The sequence below is a fragment of the Algoriphagus antarcticus genome (genome assembly GCF_002150685.1).
Classification (GTDB): Bacteria; Bacteroidota; Bacteroidia; order Cytophagales; family Cyclobacteriaceae; genus Algoriphagus; species Algoriphagus antarcticus.
Map to the genome: position 1 here is coordinate 43,847 of NZ_MSSW01000056.1, position 20,082 is coordinate 63,928.

Annotated in this window: 13 protein-coding genes and 1 pseudogene; 6 read left to right on the top strand and 8 right to left on the bottom strand. The window is 41.9% G+C overall.

The features are described 5' to 3' along the window. Nucleotides 1-36: 36 nt before the first annotated feature. Complete coding sequence (locus tag BVH04_RS18050) at nucleotides 37-2,553, top strand: hybrid sensor histidine kinase/response regulator (RefSeq protein WP_086542869.1); 2,517 nt, start codon at nucleotides 37-39, stop codon at nucleotides 2,551-2,553. On the opposite strand, the gene BVH04_RS18055 is transcribed toward BVH04_RS18050, so the two are convergent. Further along, nucleotides 2,550-3,959, bottom strand: a complete 1,410-nt coding sequence (locus BVH04_RS18055) for a sigma-54-dependent transcriptional regulator (RefSeq protein WP_086542870.1) — start codon at nucleotides 3,957-3,959, stop codon at nucleotides 2,550-2,552. The two genes, BVH04_RS18050 and BVH04_RS18055, sit on opposite strands and share 4 nt — an antisense overlap. Nucleotides 3,960-4,663: 704 nt before the next feature. Between BVH04_RS18055 and BVH04_RS18060 the strand changes: the two genes are divergently transcribed. From BVH04_RS18060 to BVH04_RS18080, 5 genes are all read left to right on the top strand, one after another. Continuing rightward, on the top strand, nucleotides 4,664-6,547 hold the full coding sequence (locus BVH04_RS18060) for an amidophosphoribosyltransferase (protein ID WP_086542871.1): 1,884 nt from the start codon (nucleotides 4,664-4,666) through the stop codon (nucleotides 6,545-6,547). A 140-nt stretch (nucleotides 6,548-6,687) separates the two neighbouring features. Beyond that, nucleotides 6,688-7,740, top strand: coding sequence for a M42 family metallopeptidase (locus BVH04_RS18065; RefSeq protein ID WP_086542872.1), 1,053 nt, complete (start codon nucleotides 6,688-6,690; stop codon nucleotides 7,738-7,740). 33 nt (nucleotides 7,741-7,773) lie between these two features. Further along, nucleotides 7,774-8,811, top strand: coding sequence for a phosphatase domain-containing protein (locus BVH04_RS18070; RefSeq protein WP_086542873.1), 1,038 nt, complete (start codon nucleotides 7,774-7,776; stop codon nucleotides 8,809-8,811). Between the two features lie 16 nt (nucleotides 8,812-8,827). Beyond that, entirely contained in the window at nucleotides 8,828-9,727 is a 900-nt protein-coding gene (locus BVH04_RS18075) for a diacylglycerol/lipid kinase family protein (protein WP_086542874.1), read from the top strand. Nucleotides 9,728-9,816: 89 nt separating this feature from the next. Then, nucleotides 9,817-10,617, top strand: a complete 801-nt coding sequence (locus tag BVH04_RS18080; protein WP_086542875.1) for a 3-keto-disaccharide hydrolase — start codon at nucleotides 9,817-9,819, stop codon at nucleotides 10,615-10,617. Between the two features lie 191 nt (nucleotides 10,618-10,808). Here BVH04_RS18080 and BVH04_RS18085 read toward each other — a convergent pair whose 3' ends face one another. From BVH04_RS18085 to BVH04_RS18115, 7 genes and pseudogenes are all read right to left on the bottom strand, one after another. Beyond that, nucleotides 10,809-11,912 carry a Gfo/Idh/MocA family protein gene (locus BVH04_RS18085; protein ID WP_086542876.1) on the bottom strand — a complete coding sequence of 368 codons (1,104 nt, stop codon included), beginning with the start codon at nucleotides 11,910-11,912 and terminating at the stop codon, nucleotides 10,809-10,811. A gap of 244 nt (nucleotides 11,913-12,156) precedes the next feature. Then, nucleotides 12,157-12,927: a 3-ketoacyl-ACP reductase gene (locus BVH04_RS18090; protein ID WP_086542877.1), complete on the bottom strand. Its 771-nt coding sequence runs from the start codon at nucleotides 12,925-12,927 to the stop codon at nucleotides 12,157-12,159. Beyond that, entirely contained in the window at nucleotides 12,924-14,369 is a 1,446-nt protein-coding gene (locus BVH04_RS18095; protein WP_086542878.1) for an oxidoreductase, read from the bottom strand. Before BVH04_RS18095 ends, BVH04_RS18090 begins: the two co-directional genes overlap by 4 nt. Next, nucleotides 14,366-15,745 carry a glycoside hydrolase family 88 protein gene (locus tag BVH04_RS18100; protein WP_086542879.1) on the bottom strand — a complete coding sequence of 460 codons (1,380 nt, stop codon included), beginning with the start codon at nucleotides 15,743-15,745 and terminating at the stop codon, nucleotides 14,366-14,368. Before BVH04_RS18100 ends, BVH04_RS18095 begins: the two co-directional genes overlap by 4 nt. Beyond that, nucleotides 15,735-17,147 carry a sodium:solute symporter family protein gene (locus BVH04_RS18105; RefSeq protein ID WP_086542880.1) on the bottom strand — a complete coding sequence of 471 codons (1,413 nt, stop codon included), beginning with the start codon at nucleotides 17,145-17,147 and terminating at the stop codon, nucleotides 15,735-15,737. Before BVH04_RS18105 ends, BVH04_RS18100 begins: the two co-directional genes overlap by 11 nt. After that, nucleotides 17,144-17,356, bottom strand: a complete 213-nt coding sequence (locus BVH04_RS18110; RefSeq protein WP_086542881.1) for a hypothetical protein — start codon at nucleotides 17,354-17,356, stop codon at nucleotides 17,144-17,146. Before BVH04_RS18110 ends, BVH04_RS18105 begins: the two co-directional genes overlap by 4 nt. Before the next feature lie 409 nt (nucleotides 17,357-17,765). Beyond that, nucleotides 17,766-20,063 (bottom strand): annotated as a pseudogene (locus BVH04_RS18115) (FdhF/YdeP family oxidoreductase). Nucleotides 20,064-20,082 lie beyond the last annotated feature (19 nt).

Sequence of the window (20,082 nt, forward strand, 5' to 3'; positions counted from 1 at the left end):
GGAATAATTTTTGGTTCCTAGGGTAATGTGTTTTTGATGAAAAGAAATTCCCCAAGTTCCAATACAGCAGGGAAAGTCGTTACCGGCTTTTTCATAGCCGCTATTTTCCTGATCGGAATGGCAGGGTTGACTTACTATACCCAAAATAGGCTCCTTGAAACGATGAAGGAGCTAGCTGAGCCTAATCAAAAGCTCAATCTCCTGAACGAGCTTCAGTCAGAAATCATTCAAATTACTCAACTGGATAATTCTGGGGTAGACGAGGACTTTAGAGTTCAGGACTCAAGTGTGGTTTCTCTCAAGCAAAAGCTTCAAGAATTAGGCTCAATGGCAGAAGACTCGCTGGAAAACACCTACATCCAAAGCATACAGAACAACCTAGATACACTTGTAGTTGGCTATGTGAATTTGTTTGATGTGAAGACGAGTTTGGCTAGTCGGAATTTCACCCAACAAGCGCTGAACAAAGTCGAACTGGGAATACGCAGACGAGCAGCTACTATAGAACAACAGCCTATAGGTAAGATCAATCCAAAGGATCAGCTTTTTAGTGACCTGGAGAAGGAGATATCTTCGCGTCAGGAGGCGAAGTCTAATCTAACAATCATCCGCAAGGACGGAGATAAGCCCATTGACTTTCTGCGTGATTTGCAAAAGAAAAACCTCAAAGATCCCAATTTACCGGAGGTGCAAACATTAGATAGCGTTCTCCATAATATCAAAGGAGTAATAAATAGGGGCAATCGCGAAGAGGCTTTTCAGAGACAGAAACTTGCCAAAATGGAAGCTGAAATATCTATCAGCCAAAGCAAGATCATCAATACAATTCAAAATCTGGTAATTACGCTGCAGCAACGCGCACTGGAGAAATCCGACAGTCAAAATGACTCAGCCTATAAGCTGACCTATGACATGACGTATTTCTTGATAATGATTGTGATTTTGGCAGTAATAGGTGCTGCTATCATGGTTTATTCGATTTTGAAAGAGATCAAAGTCACCAAGAAGTATCAGGAGAATCTGGAAATTTCCAGACTGAAATCTGAGCAGTTGGCGAGATCCAAGCAGGAGTTTTTGGCTAATATGAGTCATGAGATTCGAAATCCTCTCCATGTGATTCAGGGGTATAGATCGGTTTTGGAAAAATCTGAACTTGATTCTAGCCAACAATCGCACCTCAGAATGATAGGCTTTGCATCAGATACATTGATGGAAATCGTGGATGAAGTCCTGGACTTTTCAAAATTGGAAGCAGGGAAGTTGAAGTTGGAGGCGCATCCTTTTGATCCACAGTCACTTTTTTCCTCCTTGCAGAATTTCTTCGAATTGCAGGCTGCCGAAAAGAAAGTCGATTTTGAATGGTCACTGGACCTTCCAGAAGATAAATGGCTCATAGGAGATCAACTCAGGTTAAAGCAAATCTTAAACAACCTCCTCAGTAATGCTTTTAAATTCACTTCCGAAGGTTCTATTTGTGTAAATGTGGGGTGGGGGAAAGGTATGCTAACTGTGGAAATTAAGGACACTGGAATCGGGATGTCCCCTCCGGTCTTGGAAAAGGTATTTCGCGAGTTTGATCAGGCAGATACATCTATTTCTAGAAAATATGGAGGTACCGGTCTGGGCTTGGCGATTGTTCAGCGTCTCGTAACTTTGATGGAAGGCGAGATCATGGCGTCTAGCGCTGAGCACGAGGGCACCACCATGCTGGTGCGACTGCCGATGACAGCCACAGAATCTCAGCGAGTGGAATTCAATCCTGACGAAATTGTCTCCCTTGATCTTTCTGGACTGAAAGTTCTTCTTGTGGATGACGATAAGGTGGGACTCCGATATTTGGAGACTATTCTTAGTTACTTTGGAGCTTCGATCATCGCATATACTGGAGGAACCAACTTCAGAGATGAGTTCCTCGCGCTTGATTTTGATCTTGCGATTTTGGATATACAGATGCCTGAGTTTTCTGGTTTTGATGTAGTTAATAGATTGAGATCCATTGACATGTACAAAGGGATTCCGATTCTGGCTATGACGGCAAATGTCTTTGTGGAGGAGCGGGACAAAATGATGGAAAGTGGCTTTACCGAGATTATTTTCAAGCCCTTCCAAGAGCGTGTTTTGATCGATTGCTTGGGTAAGTTTTTTCCAAATCATGTAGTGAAAGACACGCAGAAGAATCAGAAGATCAGCGAATCTGATAGTACACTGTTTCAGTTGAAAGACTTGGCGAGATTCTGTATGGGAGATGAATTATTGCTGCAGGATATCGTGCGGGAATTGGTAGTGGAGACACGGAATGATCTCAGAAAGATGAAAAAGGCGAAAATGAACGATGATTTTGACCAGATTCTAGAGATCTGCCATCAGCTGGGAAGTCGACTGGGACAAATCAAAAGCTCGGCAGGTCCCACTGCCCGAAAGGTGGAAAACAGTTTGAAAATAGGCAATAAAAACGGTCTCGGTGATACACTGAATCAGCTGGATGAAGAAATAAGCATCTTGCTGGCAGCACTTACCGAGACCATCGAAAAAACGGCAAACGTGGAAAACTAATCTAGTCCGTATTTTTCCATTTTGCTGTAGAGGGTTTTGCGATCCATATTTAGAATTCTGGCTGTTTTCGACTTATTGAATTTGGTATCCATCAGTACTTTCTGGATCAGCTCCTTTTCCTGCTCCACCCATTGGGATTTATAGTCTTTGGGAGAAGGTAAATCAGCTGTACGAGAAATGGAGTTCATACCTCCTTTTGTGCCCACTATGCTAGCAGATGGCTCATACAAATCTGCAGGCAAAGCGTCTTTCTCTACATGTGATCCTGAAGAAAGAAGTACTGCACGTTTAATGATATTGCGTAATTCCCGCAAATTTCCCGGCCAGTCATAGGCAAGGAATATCTCCCAGACTTCCGGAGAGAAGCCTTTGACGCTTTTTTCAAGTCGCTCATTACTTTCTTCAAGGAATTGATCTGCAAAATCTTCCAAGTCCTCCTTTCTGCTTCGTAGTGGTATAGCACTCAGTGTAAACTCATTCAATCGATGATATAAGTCTTCGCGGAAATGCCCATCTCCAGCTTGTAATAGTAGGTTGTCATTCGTAGCCGCGATAATCCGCACATCGATAGAAATCTCCTTATTTCCGCCGATTTTTCGAATTGTTCTCTCCTGAATTGCTCTGAGAAGTTGGATCTGAACTTCATAGCTGAGGTTTCCGATTTCATCAAGGAATATTGTGCCGCCGTTGGCCATCTCGAAGTGACCTGTTTTATTTTCCAAGGCTCCTGTAAAAGCTCCTTTTACGTGACCAAACAATTCACTTCCAGCAAGTTCTTTAGGCAAAGCACCACAATCTATTGCGATAAATGGACCGTCTTTTCTGGTGGATAAATCATGAATTCTTCTGGAAACAAACTCTTTTCCCGTTCCTGTCTCCCCTAAAACGAGCACACTCAGATCCGTGGGCGCGACTAGTTGAATATGTTTTTCGAGTTTTTTTGCCTCTATTGATCCACCAACTACATAACTGCCTTTGAATTTGGCCTTAGGCGAAGAAGATGGAGTGACTGGAGCTTCTGCTGAAGCTGAAGCAGGTTCAGTTACTATAGCTGAAAGAGATTCTTTTACAGTTGCCAAAAGCTCATCAGGATTGATCGGCTTAGTGATGTATTCGAAAGCCCCTAATTTCATGGCTTTGATGGCAATCCGGATATCGGAGTAATGCGTGATCAGGATCACCTGAGTTTGCGGGTAGTTGCTTTTGGACCACTGCAGCAGCTCCATTCCCGTGCCGTCAGGCAGCCTGAAGTCGGCAATGATCAAATCAAATTTCGAATTACTAAAAAATTGCTGAGCTTCTTTGACTTTGATAGCTGTCTGAACTGTAAATCCATTTTTTTCAAGAAAGGTCTTAACGATCCTCGAATAAGTCAGATCATCCTCTACTAATAATATATGCTTCATGAATTGCTTTCTTTTATAGACCTAATTAACAAAAAAAACACCAGACAAGTGTTCAGCGCATTTTTACTTAGGAGTTTAAGCAACTAATCTAGGATTTCTTTGCCTTGTTTATTCTTTTTTTTGGAGATTTTCTCTTCAGATTCATCGTCAAAAATAACTTGGCAGTGAAATGAATCTTCGATTTTCGGTATTAGTCAAGTTTTAGTTTAATTATACCTGTGATAAAGTTCTTTGCTGCTTTGAGAGGAAATGTGAACGTTCAATTCCATTTCTTTTCTTACTGTGATTTTTCAGTAATATTCTCCGGGGCATTTGCAGGAAATAAAACACCAGCCAAGACTGAGTTCTTAATATATCGTAAAATTAAAACTACTTTGAAAATAACATGAAGGATCAAATTCAGAGAGAAGCCCTAGGCTTTAGATAGGTTATTTCTGTAAGCTATATTAGGTCATTATTATGGTGCCCACTTCAATTACCGGGAGATAGGACTGATTTGAGAGAAAATCAGCTATAATGATTTTGCAATTTCCGATTAGGTTGTACCAAAAATCTAACTTGAACTGTGCTGAAAGGGAATTTGAGTTAGATCAATAGAACGACGATATGCCAAATTTTTAGGAAGCAAAGAGAACTTATTTTGCGAAAAATATCTTCAGAAAACAATTACCTTTGATTCTTCAAAATAACATTTGCCCGACTCTATGAGTGACGCTATCAAACACGAATGCGGAATAGCAATGATTAGATTGCGAAAACCTCCCCAGTATTACATTGACAAATATGGTACGGCAGCTTTTGCATCTACCAGGCTTTATGTCCTGATGCAAAAACAAATCAATAGAGGTCAGGATGGTGCAGGGGTCGCCAATGTCAAAATTGACACAAAGCCCGGGACACGATATATCAGCAGATATAGGTCTATTGAGCCCTCAGCAGTCAATTACATCTTTGACAAAATCAATCGTAAATATAAGAAAGCCAAGAAAATCGGAGGTCATGATGCACTTACTGATGGAAATTGGCTGAAAGAAAATATTGCTTTTACAGGGGAAGTTTGGTTGGGACACCTGAGGTACGGTACTCACGGCGAAAACTCGATAGAGACTTGCCACCCTTTCTTAAAGCAAAATAACTGGAGAAGCCGTAACCTGGTAATGGCCGGTAACTTTAACATGACTAATGTGGAAGAGCTTTTTGATAAGCTTGTACAGCTAGGTCAGCACCCAAAGGAAAAAACCGACACTGTCACCGTAATGGAGAAAATCGGCCACTTCCTTGATGAAGAGAATCAACGCATTTTTGATAAATACAAGCACCAATTCTCCAACGAACAGATCACTCAGGTGATCGAGGATGAACTGGATATGGCTAGGATCCTCAGAAGATCCTGTAGAGATTTTGACGGTGGTTATGCTATGGCTGGTATCGTAGGCAATGGCTCTGCTTTCGTGGTGAGAGATCCTTCAGGTATTCGTCCTGCATATTATTATGCTGATGATGAGGTGATTGTAGTTGCTTCTGAAAAGCCTGCTATCAAATCTGCATTCAATATTAATTTCAATTCCATCAAGGAGATTCAGCCAGGGCATGCTCTGGTAATCAATAAGGATGGCTCGTATGCAGAATCAGAAATTATGCCTGCCAGAGAGAAGAAATCATGCTCATTTGAGCGAATCTATTTCTCTAGGGGAACTGATCCAAATATCTACCAAGAGCGAAAAAATCTTGGTAAAGCTTTGATCCCGCAGATCTTGAAAGCGATTGATTTCGATCTAAAAAATACTGTGTTTTCCTACATTCCAAATACTGCTGAAACTGCGTTTCTGGGTATGATTGAAGGTTTGGAGGATTATCTGGCAGCTAAAAGAAGAGAGGTTTTTGTAGATGGCAAGCCACACATGGGCGATCTCGATGAGCTATTGAGTTTCCGACCTAGAGTGGAAAAACTAGTCAGTAAAGATGTGAAGCTTAGGACTTTCATAGCTAATGACGAAGACCGTGATTCTATTGTCGCCAATGTATATGATACAACTTATGAAGTAATCAAGACTGGAGTGGATACACTTGTGGTGATCGACGACAGTATTGTAAGAGGTACTACGCTTGAGAAAAGTATCCTGACTACCCTTGATAAATTAAATCCAAAACGAATCATAATTGTGTCGTCTGCGCCGCAGATTCGATTCCCTGATTGCTATGGAATTGATATGTCAAGGATGAAGGAGTTTGTTGCTTTCAGAGCAGCTTTAGCTTTGCTGAATGAGCGGAAAATTTCCAATACATTAGATCAGGTATATGAAGCTTGCCTCAGTGCACCCTATTCTACAGAGAATTTCGTGAAAGGTGTCTATAGCGCATTTACTGATGATGAGATCTCTGAAAAAATCTCGGAGATCGTCACCAAGGAGGATATAAAAGCTGAAGTAATAATAATCTATCAGACTGTAGATAACCTTCACAAATGCTGCCCAGATCATTTAGGAGACTGGTATTTCACAGGAAATTATCCTACTACAGGTGGTGTGAGAGTAGTGAATAAGTCTTTCGTTAATTTTATGGAAGATAAAAATGTACGAGCATATTAAGTTCTTGAGAAATAGAATTTTCGACCTTTTGTAGGACAGAAAAATTCAATTATGAAGGCACATAGAAGTTTTTCTTTGTGCCTTTTTTCTTTCAAGACATTTCAAATTCTTAATTTTACCCAATAAGAAAAAACTAGATAATGGACATAAACGTAGCCCTTTTAAAGGAAATTTGTGAAATCGCCGGAGCTCCCGGTTTTGAGAAAAGAGTTCGTGATTTAGTGATTGGCTTGGTCACTCCACTAGCTGATGAAGTCAAAATAGATAATATAGGCAATGTCATTGCTATCAAGCGAGGCAAGAGAAATCCCGACGGAAAGCGAGTGATGATCGCCGCTCACATGGATGAAATCGGATTTATTATTACTCATATTGATGAGAATGGGTTTTTGAGATTCCATACACTTGGAGGATTTGATCCGAAGACACTTACTGCACAGCGCGTTATCGTGCATGGAAAAAAGGATCTAGTAGGAGTGATGGGCAGCAAGCCTATTCATGTGATGTCGGCTGAGGAGAAAACCAAGCTTCCGAAATCCACAGACTTTTTCATCGATCTGGGCATGTCCAAAGAAGAAGTAGAAAAATGCATCACCGTAGGAGATCCGGTGACCAGGGATCGGGAATTGATCGAAATGGGAGATTGTGTGAATTGTAAGTCCATCGATAATCGAGTTGCTGTTTTCATTTTGATAGAAACATTGAAGCAACTTGAAAACCCTGCCTACGATGTATATGCGACTTTCACTGTACAGGAAGAAGTTGGTCTAAGAGGTGCAAATGTAGCTGCACATGGTATTGATCCTGATTTTGGGATTGCACTGGATACGACGATTGCTTTTGATGTACCAGGAGCACAGGCTCATGAGAGAGTGACTGAGCTTGGTAAAGGCACAGCGATTAAGATCATGGATGCCATGACGATTTGTGATTATCGTATGGTAGAGTTTATGAAGCAAACCGCAGACAAGGCCAAAATTTCTTGGCAACCTGAAATACTGGTAGCTGGTGGGACAGATACCGCTGGCGTACAGCGTATGGGTAAGCAGGGAGCGATTGCCGGGGCGATTTCTATCCCGACCAGACACCTGCATCAGGTGATCGAAATGGCTCATAAGAAAGACATTGCTGATTCTATTGCTTTGCTGATAGCCTGTCTGGAGCAGATCGACGGATATGATTGGAAGCATTGAATGAAATTGTCCAAGTAACCTATTTCTCTCTAAATGAAAAATCTACTCATTGTAATCTGCTTGATTTTTGCCTTTATTCTTTTATATCAAATAGGAGGTAAATTAATGAGTATTAATAAGCAGGATAAAATCAAAGTAGAGCCTTTCTTGGCCTTTGGAAACGACAGAGATGTTTTTTTCAAAGGAAGAGTAATCAAGGCTTATACGCAGAAAAGACCTTCTTCCCGTAATAATTGGTTTTCCAATATCATCTCTGCAGCCAAGCGCTATTCCGGGTCATCTGTACCTCTGGCAAAAGTGGAAATTACTTTTCAGGAAAAAAGCTATACGGTGTGCACTGACGAAAATGGGGTCTTCGAGTTACAAATCGGGGATTCCAAACCCAGTACAGAACAGAACGAGTTAGTGACTTTTCAAGTGGTGGAGCCAGTGACCAGAAAGTCTCTCATCGCCCATATGGAAGTAACGAGGTATTCTGGAAGTATGGGAGTGATTTCTGATATAGATGACACGATTATCATTTCTCACTCTACAGACATAGGGAAAAAGTTCTGGCTTTCGATCTCAAAGAATGCATACACCAGAAGGCCTTTACCTGGGGTATCGGAGTTTTATAAAAAGATCACCGATGATAAGAGTTTGCCTATTTTCTATGTGTCCAGTAGCGATTGGTCACTCTTTGATTTGATTAAGGATTTTCTTCGTTACAGACATATTCCTGAAGGGCCTATTTTGCTGAAAGACAAGCATATCAACCTAAGAAATATCTGGAAGTCTGGTGGTGGTGATCATTCACACAAGCTTCAAAAGATTGAGTTGCTCATGGAGATGTTTCCCAAAATGCAGTTTCATTTGATCGGTGACAGTGGACAGCATGACCCTGAGATCTATGCGCAAGTTATTCAGGATTATCCTGGCCGAGTGAAGAATGTTTTTGTCAGAATTGTAGGCAAATTAGATGCATCCAGGGAGTCCGACTTGAAGAGTTTGCACGGATTTGAGCACTTCCATTTTTTTGAATCTTCGGAAGAAGCAATAGAAATAGTCGAAAAAGAATCAATTATCAATTAGTTCAAAGATCCATTAAATGTCTAAAAATTGTCTTTTGATTTATAATCCCATTTCAGGGAATGATTCTATTACTGATGTCGAACTTCTCGAAATGGTAAAAGTTGAGATACCTGATTTCTCAGTGGAACTTTGGGAGACTACAGGTGAAAATGATGAGGATAAAATCCTAAGTAAATACGAAGAATCTAAACCTGATTTAGTCTTGATAGGCGGAGGAGATGGGACTGTGAAACTAGTGGCCAAATGTCTTCATAAAAGGAAAGTCCCCATGTGCATAGTGCCTCTAGGCTCAGCAAACGGACTGGCAAAATGCATGGGGATCAATGATCTGGAGGGTTGTTGGGAAGCTGTCCGGGATTTTAAAATCCATGCAATCGATGCGATTCATATCAATGGAGAGCTTTGTTTGCATTTAGCTGATTTTGGGATAAATGCTAATCTGATTCAGAAATTTGAAGAAGAAGAGTCACGTGGTATGCTAGGCTATGTGAAGAATTCATTTTCAGAGATTTTTGGTACTGACGCAATGAAATTCCAACTTAAAACAGGAGGAGAATCATTTGATCTTATTGCCAAAATGATTGTAATAGCAAATGGTGACCGGTATGGCACTGGGGCAATTGTGAATTGCAAAGGGATTATGGATGATGGCAAATTTGAAATCATTGCTTTGAACCCTGAGACTGCTGAGGATTATTTGCGAATGACGATTGCTTTTATAAAGGGGGATTTAGATCAGGTGGAGGGAGTGAAAACTTGGACGGTGGAAGAATGTCAACTTTCAAACCCAGAGGGCGCAGAATTTCAGATCGATGGAGAAATGATGGAACCAACAGCATCTGTAGAGGCAAAAATAGAGAAACATGCTTTTCAATTTTTAACCGGAAAGACTTTTTCAGCTTGCCATACGTCTTAGAAACTGTTCACTCATCCCATACTGATTTTTTAAACTCCAAAATTCCTTACCTTACTTTTTGTCTTTTTACACTTAATGATAATCCCATGATGAATAAAATAGTGGCGCTAGCCTTGCTAGGAGGTTTTTTGATTTCCTGTAGTTCTGAGAAAAAGGAAGTTGTAATTGTTGACAATTCTGATTCTGAATGGATCGATATGTTTAACGGAAAGGATCTGGAAGATTGGACTCCAAAAGTCTATCATCATGAAACAGGTGAAAATTACAGGAACACTTTCAAAGTAAACGAAGGGACTATTGAAGTGAATTATGACGATTACAATGAAGGGTTCAATGATCGCTATGGACATTTGTTTTATAAGAAGCCCTTTTCGTCTTTCCATATGACCTGGGAATATAAATTCACTGATCAATGGCTGGAAGACGCTGCGAGTTACACTTATAGAAATAGCGGGGTGATGTTTCATTCTCAGGCTCCAGAGACTATTCTTAAAGAACAAGATTGGCCGATATCAGTAGAGTGGCAAATGCTGGCTGAAGAAGAAGAAGGCGTGCCTAGACCAACTGGAAACATGTGTTCACCAGGAACAGATGTATATTTTGAAGGTGAAAAAGATCCGCGTCACTGCATCAATTCCACTTCTCAGACTTTCAAGTGGGACGAATGGGTAAAGGCCGACTTGATTGTATATGGTGATTCTTTGGTGATCCATATGGTGAATGGCGATACCGTGTTGCAATACACTAAGCCACAAATCGGAGGCGGTGTTGCAAATAATTTTGATCCACAATATAAGGTGGACGGTAAAGCGCTGACCGAAGGTTATATTGGTTTGCAGAGTGAAGGTCAGGGAGTGATATTTAAGAATTTGAAGATTAGAGAATTGTAGGGACGAATAATTATTCGCCCGTCCTATTGATCCTAATCTACGACAATAAAGAAGCCGTTCGTGTTCTCACGAGCGGCTTCTTTAATAGGTATGAATTAATTGGTGCTTTTATAGAGGTTATGTGTGAAATACGCCTTAATGCTTGGCAAAACAACACTTCCGTCTTCCGTCAACGGTCTTCCCAATTCTATCTACTTCAAATAAACCGTCTTACCAGTTTTTGCGCTTTCTACAGCAGCAGATAAGATTTCCACCACGATCATGTTATTTTCCAGTGAAGGGAGCGCGTAGTCATCTAGTACAAGTTCTCCATGGATCACAGCCAGAAATAAGGTGAAAGGATCTTCGAATGGGGTGTTTTGATATTCTAATTCAAGCTTTTGCTCTTCAAATCCAGAATAACCGTCTGCCGATAAGATGCGGACATCTGTGGGATTATCCGCATATATCACTCCTTTCAGCCCGTAGATTTCCATGTCCTTTCTGCCAATAGGCCAGTTCCACGATGCTTGAATTATGGCCTGAGAATCGTCATAATTCAAGATAATGGTAGCTTCATCATCCACTTTTGGATTGTTTTCAGGTTGCAATTGCTGAGTCACTGCAGTGACTGATTTAGGACGTTTTCCATTTTCCAGCCAAGTGACCAAGTTTGCCCCATAGCAACCAAAATCGATGATAGCTCCCCCGCCATTAAGTTTTGGATCAGTTAGCCACTCCAGGAATTCGTCACTTACGCCAATTTTTTTCGGTCCTCGATGCCCATCCCGAACTACTACCTTTCGCAAGTCACCTACTTCCCCGCTATTGAGAATCTCATATGCTTTGAACGTGCTGGGATACCAAGTTGTCTCGTAATTTGTAATGAGGTGAATGTTGTGTTTCTCTGCAAGCGCCTTCATTTTCTGCGCATGTTCGAGGCTTACAGCCAAAGGCTTTTCCACCATCACATGAATGCCTCTTGGTGCACAAGCCTCTACCACTGCGAGGTGATCGTAGATATTGCCAAAAGCTGTCACTGCCTCGGGTTTCGTTTTTTCCAGCATCCCTTCCATGGTGTCAAAAACCAAATCCATGGAAATCCCGTGCTGTTCGGTTAGCCTTTTTGCCAATTCTCTGTTAGGCTCTGCAATGCCGACAATCTCCAAATCCGCGCGATCCTTTGCTCTGAGAATCCAGCCTACATGCCCATGCGTAAGGCCAGCGATTCCGATCCTTGTTCTTTTCTGCTGCGCAAAAGAGTGGGTGCTGACTAGTGATAAAATGAAGAAGCTGAGAATTATGCGGGTTATCATGGGGTAGAAAGGTTAGAGAGTAAAACAACAGAGATGTTAGATGATTTCGTAAGAGATGTTCTAATCGAACAGTGGCTTCATTAGGCAATTCCCAATTGTTTTTCAATTAAGAATTATTTATTCCTGTAAATTAATCAGTAAAGAGATAAGAGCATGATAAAATAAGCCCCACTCTAGGATTTAGGCTAAGTAATGCAAAGAGAATACAGCTACTGTAACCAATCTGGATAAAAGTATAATTCTCTTACATCCTCGCGATAGTCATACCCCCATCCACCGAAATGACCTGCCCAGTAGAATAGGGCAAATCTCCCTTAACCAAAGCTGCAACGACTTTTCCGATGTCCTCTGGAACGCCCATTCTCGGTTCTAGCGTCATTCCGTTTTTCACGCCTTGATGATACGTCTCGCGGACTTTCTCGATCATATCAGTTTCTATTACTCCAGGTCGAATCTCATAAACAGGAATCCCAAACTCAGCCATTTTCACAGCCAAGACTTTGGAAAGCATGGAGAGCGCGGATTTTGACATGCAGTACGAAGCGCGAGTGGTGGAGGCCACTTCGGCAGATATTGAGGTGATAGTTACGATGGAGATGTCAGAATCAGGTTTGTTCATCTTGAGTTCTGCCATCCATTTTGCGATAGCTTGAGTTAGGAAAAAAGTGCCGCGCAGGTTGATATCCATCAGGTGATCGAAATCCTCTTCCGTGATATCGAAAATATCACTTCTGGTTCTTGGTGCCACACCTGCATTGTTAACGAGTACGTCGATTTTACCAAACTTGGCTATTAACCCTGAAATGATCGATTCGCGATCTTCGCGAGAAGCAATATTTCCCTGAAGGTATTCCACCCGAGCACCTAAAGACCTCAAGCTTTCCAGAGCCTCTCTCACACTTGCCTCTTCACGAACGCCATTGATTGCCAGATTAAAGCCCTCTTCTGCGAGTTTTTTGGCGATACCCAAACCTATTCCGCGTGATCCCCCGGTGATTAATGCTACTCGACTCATGATGCTTTGATGGTTTTTAGTGTTTCGTGTATTTCCATTTTTTTGTAAAAAGGATCCAGTGGAAAACAGCCTGAAATCATCCCATTTCTAGGAGCAGTGGTGCAATCTGAGAATGTTCGGCAGATTTTCGCGCGCTTCATAGGAGTTCCTTCTAGGACATCCGCCGGTAATTCCGGATAGCTCAATACCATTCTTCCCAAACCAATAGAATCTGCTTTTCCTGCTTTCAGTACGTTTTGAGCGATATTTGGTAGCCACTCCTGTAGATAGGAGTATCCTGAACCTACTGCATAGAAATTAGGAAAAGCTTTCTTTACCTCACTTACCGCAGCTATTTGGCGAGCAACTCCATGCAGTGGATCTTCCGGTGGCATATAGCCATCTGATGGTGGGAACAGTGCTGGACGTTGAATATGCGGATTGTAATAGGGACTGCCAGCTGTAGTGCAAAGCAATTCTATATCGAGTTTTTCCAGTTCCTTGAGAAATTGAAATGATTCGCTCAGATCCACTTCTAAGCCAGTTTCATTTCCACCAAAAGCGTATTTATAAGGACCCTCGGTTGCTGGAATTCCCGTTCCTTCTGGGCCCTGTTTGAAAGGCATCCAGTCGAAAATGCTCATGCGAACACCAATGTCCAATCCCGGAGCTTCGGCTCTGATTCCCGCTACGATCTCTCGAATAAAGCGAGTGCGGTTTTCTAGTGATTTACCGTATTTCCCGTCACGGTCATAAGCACTTAGAAACTCATGTCCCAAATACCCATGACAATGTTTGATGTCAACGAACTTGTATCCGGTCTTCTGCGCACGAACGGCAGCGATCACATAGTCGTCGATCAACTCAGATATTTCTCCATCTGTCATCAACGGATAATCTTCCGCCAAACCGAACTTCTTATTCAAAACTGGATGGGAATAAAGGATTTTGGGCTCCATCTTGGTTTTGCTGTTTGGCTTGCAAAATCTGCCTGAATGAGTAAGCTGTAAGCCGGTGAGCAAACCATCGGAGTTTCCAAAAGCTGTTTTGTGCTCGCGCTCCACCAGCTGGTACAACTCTTCAAAGTCATCCAGATTCTCCTCATTCATTATAAGTTGATTGGGATTGGCTCTGCCAGCAGGCTGAACGGCTACTGCCTCGCAGCCCCACAATAACTTCGCTCCCGAAATCGCAAAGTTCTTCCAGCGTCTTTTGGTGAGTTCTGAAGGTTTGCCGTCGGTAGTACCATCCCATCCTTCCATAGGCAAGATGCAGAAAGCATTTCCGATCTTATTTCCAGAGCGTAGTTGATGAGTTTTCGCAAAAGGAGAGTTTTCACCTGAATTAAGATTTTCATCAAATTCTAAGTCTATTCCTTCCTGATCTAGATGTTCTCGGAGTTTTTCGGCAGTTTTTAACTGCGCCACTCTCGGGTATTGCGATTTGTATTTCCCTAAACTCATCGACTTACGCAGTTAAAAAAGCTGTAATAAGCTTCGTCTTTTTGCATTCGTTGCAGGAGCAAAGCCAGTTCCCGAGCATGATAATCACCCCACATACAGGATTCACCGTAAGGAGCTTTATTTGGGTCGGGACGGTAATCCCAGCCATTTGGTTGATGATAGATAGAATGCAAAATCAATCCCTGATGCGCTGGGTCAGTAGATAAATACGGTTCAGAGAAAAGGTTTTCGGCGACCTGAATTCCTGCTTTAATATACTTTTCTGATGGTACAGGATCTGAATCTTTCAGCCAATTCCCAATTCTGATAAGACCTTGTGCAGTGATGCATGCAGCGGAAGAATCGATTGGTTCATAAGCATTGAAAGGATCTGATTTCTCATTGAGATAGTCTCCCATCTTTGTCAATCCCGGTGCTCCTGTATCCCAATAAGGAATGCCGTCAGTTGGCGTATTGCTGAGGTAAAATTCTGTAGTTGCGATAGCAGCTTTGGTAAGTTCTGCGACGAGATCTTCTTTAGAAATGACAGCCGAATAGTCGTTCTCATCAATTTTATCTAGAATTTCGAGCGTTTCACCCAGTCCGCAAATGGCCCAAGCCAAGCCACGAGTCCAGGTACTGAAGCCTGTATAACCTTGCTGAGAATTTGGACAACGGTAATTTCCATCATTGGTATTGAAGATGATTTCGTGGGCAGTTCTGCCGGATACATCGTACGTGTCTCTGCCTTTTCCATAGAAAATAGAATAGCGGACTGTACTCAGGACATGCTGGATCGCTCGCTGAATAAGCGAGATTCGTTTGTCATTTTCTCCCTGCAATACGTGGCCTAATCCATGAGAAACTACCAGCGAACGGCAGGAACGGATCGTATCCACGAAAAGCGAATGCGGCCCATTGAAGGAATAAATAAAGCCGCCATCTCGAGTTGTAGTCCATCTCATTGCCTGCACGGCTCCGCTTACTTTTAAAGCTAGGTCGTAGAAGTTTTTCTCCCAATCAGTACCTTCTATTTTTCCTTCTTTGATGAGTCGTAGCAAATTTCCGTAGGTGCTGACATTGTTGAATCCATGATCATGGACGCCCGTATGTGTGAGATGGGGAGCCATTTTGCTCAGTGTATTCTCTCTACCGATTTTCAAAAATTGCTGATCTCCTGTGGCGTCAAATTGAAGAATTGCAGAGCCGTATTGAAAGCCCTGAGTCCATTCTGTCCAGCCACGAGTTACGTATTTACCTTTTTCAGTGAAAACCGGGGCTCCATTTTTTGGGTCAAAAGACTTTTCTATTTGTAGAATTTTTTCTCCCGAAAGCTCCCAAAATCGTTTGAGAGGCTGTTCCAATTGATTTATTGAAATGTTTGAATCAAGCTTCATGAGTAGTTTTTTGAGTCAAATGATGGCGAAGCATCAAGATGAAAGTAAGAACAAAGAGTACGCAATACATCAAGAAATCCAGAGGATACCCTGCGATGATAGAAGGAACGATTCCTATAAGTGATAATACGAAAGTAGCTAGTGCTAATGTAGAAAGCCAGATTAGTTCTTTGGGAGGGTTTTTGAATATTACTGCTCCCAAAACCACTGGGGCAATCATGGATGTGCCTGCAAAACTCACACGGGCTAGCAATACCAATTCATCGCTCATGTAAGTGGAAAATACCAAAACGATAAGCGAGAAAACAAGGATCGAAATCTTTGTGATACGCATATTGGATTTGTCGGAGCCAGAAAGAAGAGATCGAAGCTCTGTTCCCAAGGCGAAAATCTGGGCATTGGTAGTAGAAAGGCAGGCGGCGAATAAACCAACTACGGCCAATGCGGCTACCGGAACTGCCTGATCAAACAAAAGTGCGTTGGTAAGAAAATCTGCAGTACTCGCATCGGGATATTTGATCGCTCCATAAAGCCCGATGAAGGCTGTCGGCAATATGACCAGAATCGCGAAAATCCCGACCGCATAAGCCATTCTATGCACGGATTTCAGGTTTTTCATCACCACTAAACGAGTGGTGAATTGAGGCTGAGAAACTGGAATCAACACAATTGCTATAGCAGAAGCGATCAGGAACGGCGAAGTGAAAAGGCCTTTTGGGCCAGGGAGTGTGAGCAAGTCAGCATTGGTTTCGGATACTTTTGCCAATCCAGCTTCCAGTCCTCCAGCCATTTGCAAACAAGTCATCCCGATAATCCAAATTACCGTCAGCATGATCACTCCTTGAATTGCATCGCTATAGACTATCGCTTTTAAACCGCCAATCTCTGAGTATATCAACATGATGAATACCAACAGTGCCGACCAAGACCAGTAAGGGAGCATATCTGGAAAAGCGGCATCTAAAAAGATGGAGATTCCTCTTATTTGAATAGCGACGTAAGGAATCAAAAAGAGAAAGGCACTCGCGAACACCAAATACCCTGCGAACGAAGTCTGATAACAAGATTTCATCAGTCCGGCAACTCCTTTGTACCCATTGATAGAAGCTCGCTTTCGTAATGCATAGCCAAACCAAATCAGGAAAAAGACCATCAGTGCATCTGAAAAGGCGAGGAAAATCCATGCGCCAACACCGTGAGTTCGGAAGAAATCCGGCATGCCCATAAAGGTGAAGGCGGAGAATAATGCGGCTGAGAATGTCAGAAAACCTAGTATGGTTCCGATGTTTGAGCCCGCAAAGATGAAGTCGTCTGAGGTTCTTTCTTTGCTATAAGAGCGATAGGACGCATATCCCAGCATCGCCAGAAATAGCGTAAAGAAGAAAATTAACCATCCAATCATTGCTTCTTAGGATCTTCAAATGGAAAAAACTTCGATCCCAAAAATGTAGCAAATACCACTAAAATGCTCACCAGCAAACCAGTCCAAAAGACGAAAGGGATGCCCGCTAGCGTAGGTTCAACTTTGTTGTCTTTGAATAAAAATAGGAAAGCACCCACTGTCATGATTACGACAGCAAGCACCAGCATTTTCCATTGTTTGGATTTCATGTGTTTATAATTGTTTTTTGATGGTCACATGGAATCTCGCATTGTAGAATTATCATCTCTCTGTGTGTCGCATACGACATGCTCGATTCCATGGGAATAGGTTAAGGTTATTTTGGATAATTCGGATTTTGCCTAAAAATGATTTTAAATATGGCTTAAAATAGCAATTATCTTTTTTAATTCTAACCTGTAGTGGTGAGCTATTCCAGTTTTCTACGAAATGGATTTCATGTGAAAAAGTAAATTTTGTAGGTGGTAAGTTTTGTAAGTAGTAAGAGGTGAAAAGTTTAATGTATTAGTGAAGATTGGAAAAAATCTTTTTGTGGTTACCAACAAAAGTGCGTTGCCCAATATACAGCACGTTTCAAAACTTACTTCTTACTTTTTACCACTTACTTTTCACATCAAGCTATGCCCTCTCCACGCTCACCCGCACAGACTTGCTAATCGGAGTATTGCTTTTGTCAGCGTATTCATGAATCGGGATTAACGGATTTGTTTCCGGGAAATAGGCTGCTAGATTTCCTTTTGGGATATGGTAGGGTATGACTAAAAACTGATAGACTTTGCGCTCTTGACCATCATAATTACTCATGATATTGACTACATCCATTTTATTGAGATTCTCCCGAGCCATATCGGATTCGTTCATAAAGAGAACCCGACGTTCATTGTGAATGCCTCTGTATCGATCGTTAAGACCATAGATCGTGGTGTTGAACTGATCATGGGATCTAATACTCATTAATAGATATTCGTTTTCTTTCAGGTTGTGAATTGGGAGTTCGGTATTGCTGAACTGAGCTTTTTGATTTGGGAGTTTGCTGAAATCCAAGTCCCTCACATTATTGGGTAAGTAATATCCAGATCCTTTAGACTTAGTATTCATGTCTTTGAATCCAGCGATTACTTCGCCCAATTTTTCTCTTAATAAATTGTAGTCCGAACCGAGAAGTTTCCACTTTACTGGATGATTTCCTTTGAAATAGGCAGAAGCAATACCAGCTACTATCTCAGGCTCACTTTTGATGTCATCAGAAATAGGATCAAGAAAACCCTTGGATTGATGGACTATTCCCATGCTGTTTTCTACTGTAAAGTGTCTTTGCTCACCGTCTTTAATATCCTTATCAGACCGGCCAAGTGTGGGTAAAATCAATGCGGTTTTGCCAGTGATCAAATGACTTCGGTTTAGCTTAGTGCTTATCTGAACGGTGAGATCACAGTTTTGAAGTGCTTTGGCGGTGTATTCTGTATCAGAAGCGGCGGATGCAAAGTTGCCTCCCAAGCCTATGAAGATTTTAGCTTTTCCCTCGTACATGGCCGGAATAGCTTTGACCACATCTACTCCTTCATGAGCTGGCGCATCGAAGCCAAAGGTTTTTTTGATTGCGGCATTCAGATCTTTCGATACATAATGCATTATGCCAACGGTTCGATCTCCCTGCACGTTGCTGTGGCCACGGACAGGACAAGTGCCAGCTCCTGGTTTGCCCAGGCTTCCTTTCAGTAAAAGTAGATTAACGCATTCCTTGATGTTTTCCACACCATTTTTATGCTGAGTCAGACCCATCGCCCAGCAGATGATGATTTTACTTTTCTTGGCTAAAAGAGCTACTGCTTCGTCAATGAGTTTCTCTTCTACGCCGCACATTTCTAGTAATTCCTGTTCAGAATGTGCTTCCAGATGTGCTAATAGTGATTCGTACCCTTCGGTATATTTCTCAATGAATTCATGATCGAACACATTACCACTTGCTTTGTCCTTTACTGCGAGTTTTTTCTCAATCAGTTTCAAAAGTGCGACATCCTGATTGATTTTCACCTGAAGAAAAATGTCTGTCAATCCGTGGCCATTAAGCAACATTCCGCTGATTTCTTGAGGATTACGGAATCTGATCAACCCAGCTTCATGAAGAGGATTGATACTGATGATTTTTCCACCGTTGCTCTTACATTTTTCCAATGCAGAAAGCATTCTAGGATGATTTGTCCCTGGATTTTGACCCATGACAATGATTACTTAAGCTTTGTCAAAGTCTTCCAATTTCACAGAGCCTTTGCCTATTCCTAAAGTTTCAGATAGCCCGATTCCGCTGGATTCATGGCACATATTGGAGCAGTCGGGCATATTATTCGTGCCAAAAGCTCTCGCAAAAAGTCCGTAGAGAAATGCAGCTTCGTTACTTGATCTACCAGAAGTGTAGAATATAGCTTGGTCGGGATTATCGAGTGCATGAAGATGATCTGCGATGACTCTGAAAGCTTCCTCCCAGGTACATTCTTCGTAGTGGTTTGAGTAGGACTTAAGGATCATAGGAGCGACTAGCCGGCCACTTTTTCCAATTTTATAATCGGACCATCGGGAAATTTCCTGCACCGAATAGTTGGAGAAAAAAGCATTATCCACCACTTTCGAAGTGGCTTCTTCAGCTAAAGCCTTAGCGCCATTTTCGCAGTATTCGCCTAAGTTGGATCGGTTTTCAGGGTCTGGCCAAGCGCAGCCTGGACAATCAAAACCAGTCTTTTGGTTCATGTGGGAAAGTGTCTGTAAAGACTTGATTACTCCCATCTCTTTGAACGTATGCTGCAAAGCCACTTTTACCCCAATAAAGCCACCTGCATATTTAGCAGGTTCTTTTAAAGTGATTCCAGTAAACTCTTTGGAACTTTGGGTTTGGATGTTCTTTCTAGTCGATGAAGGCATTATCTCTTATTTCTCTAGG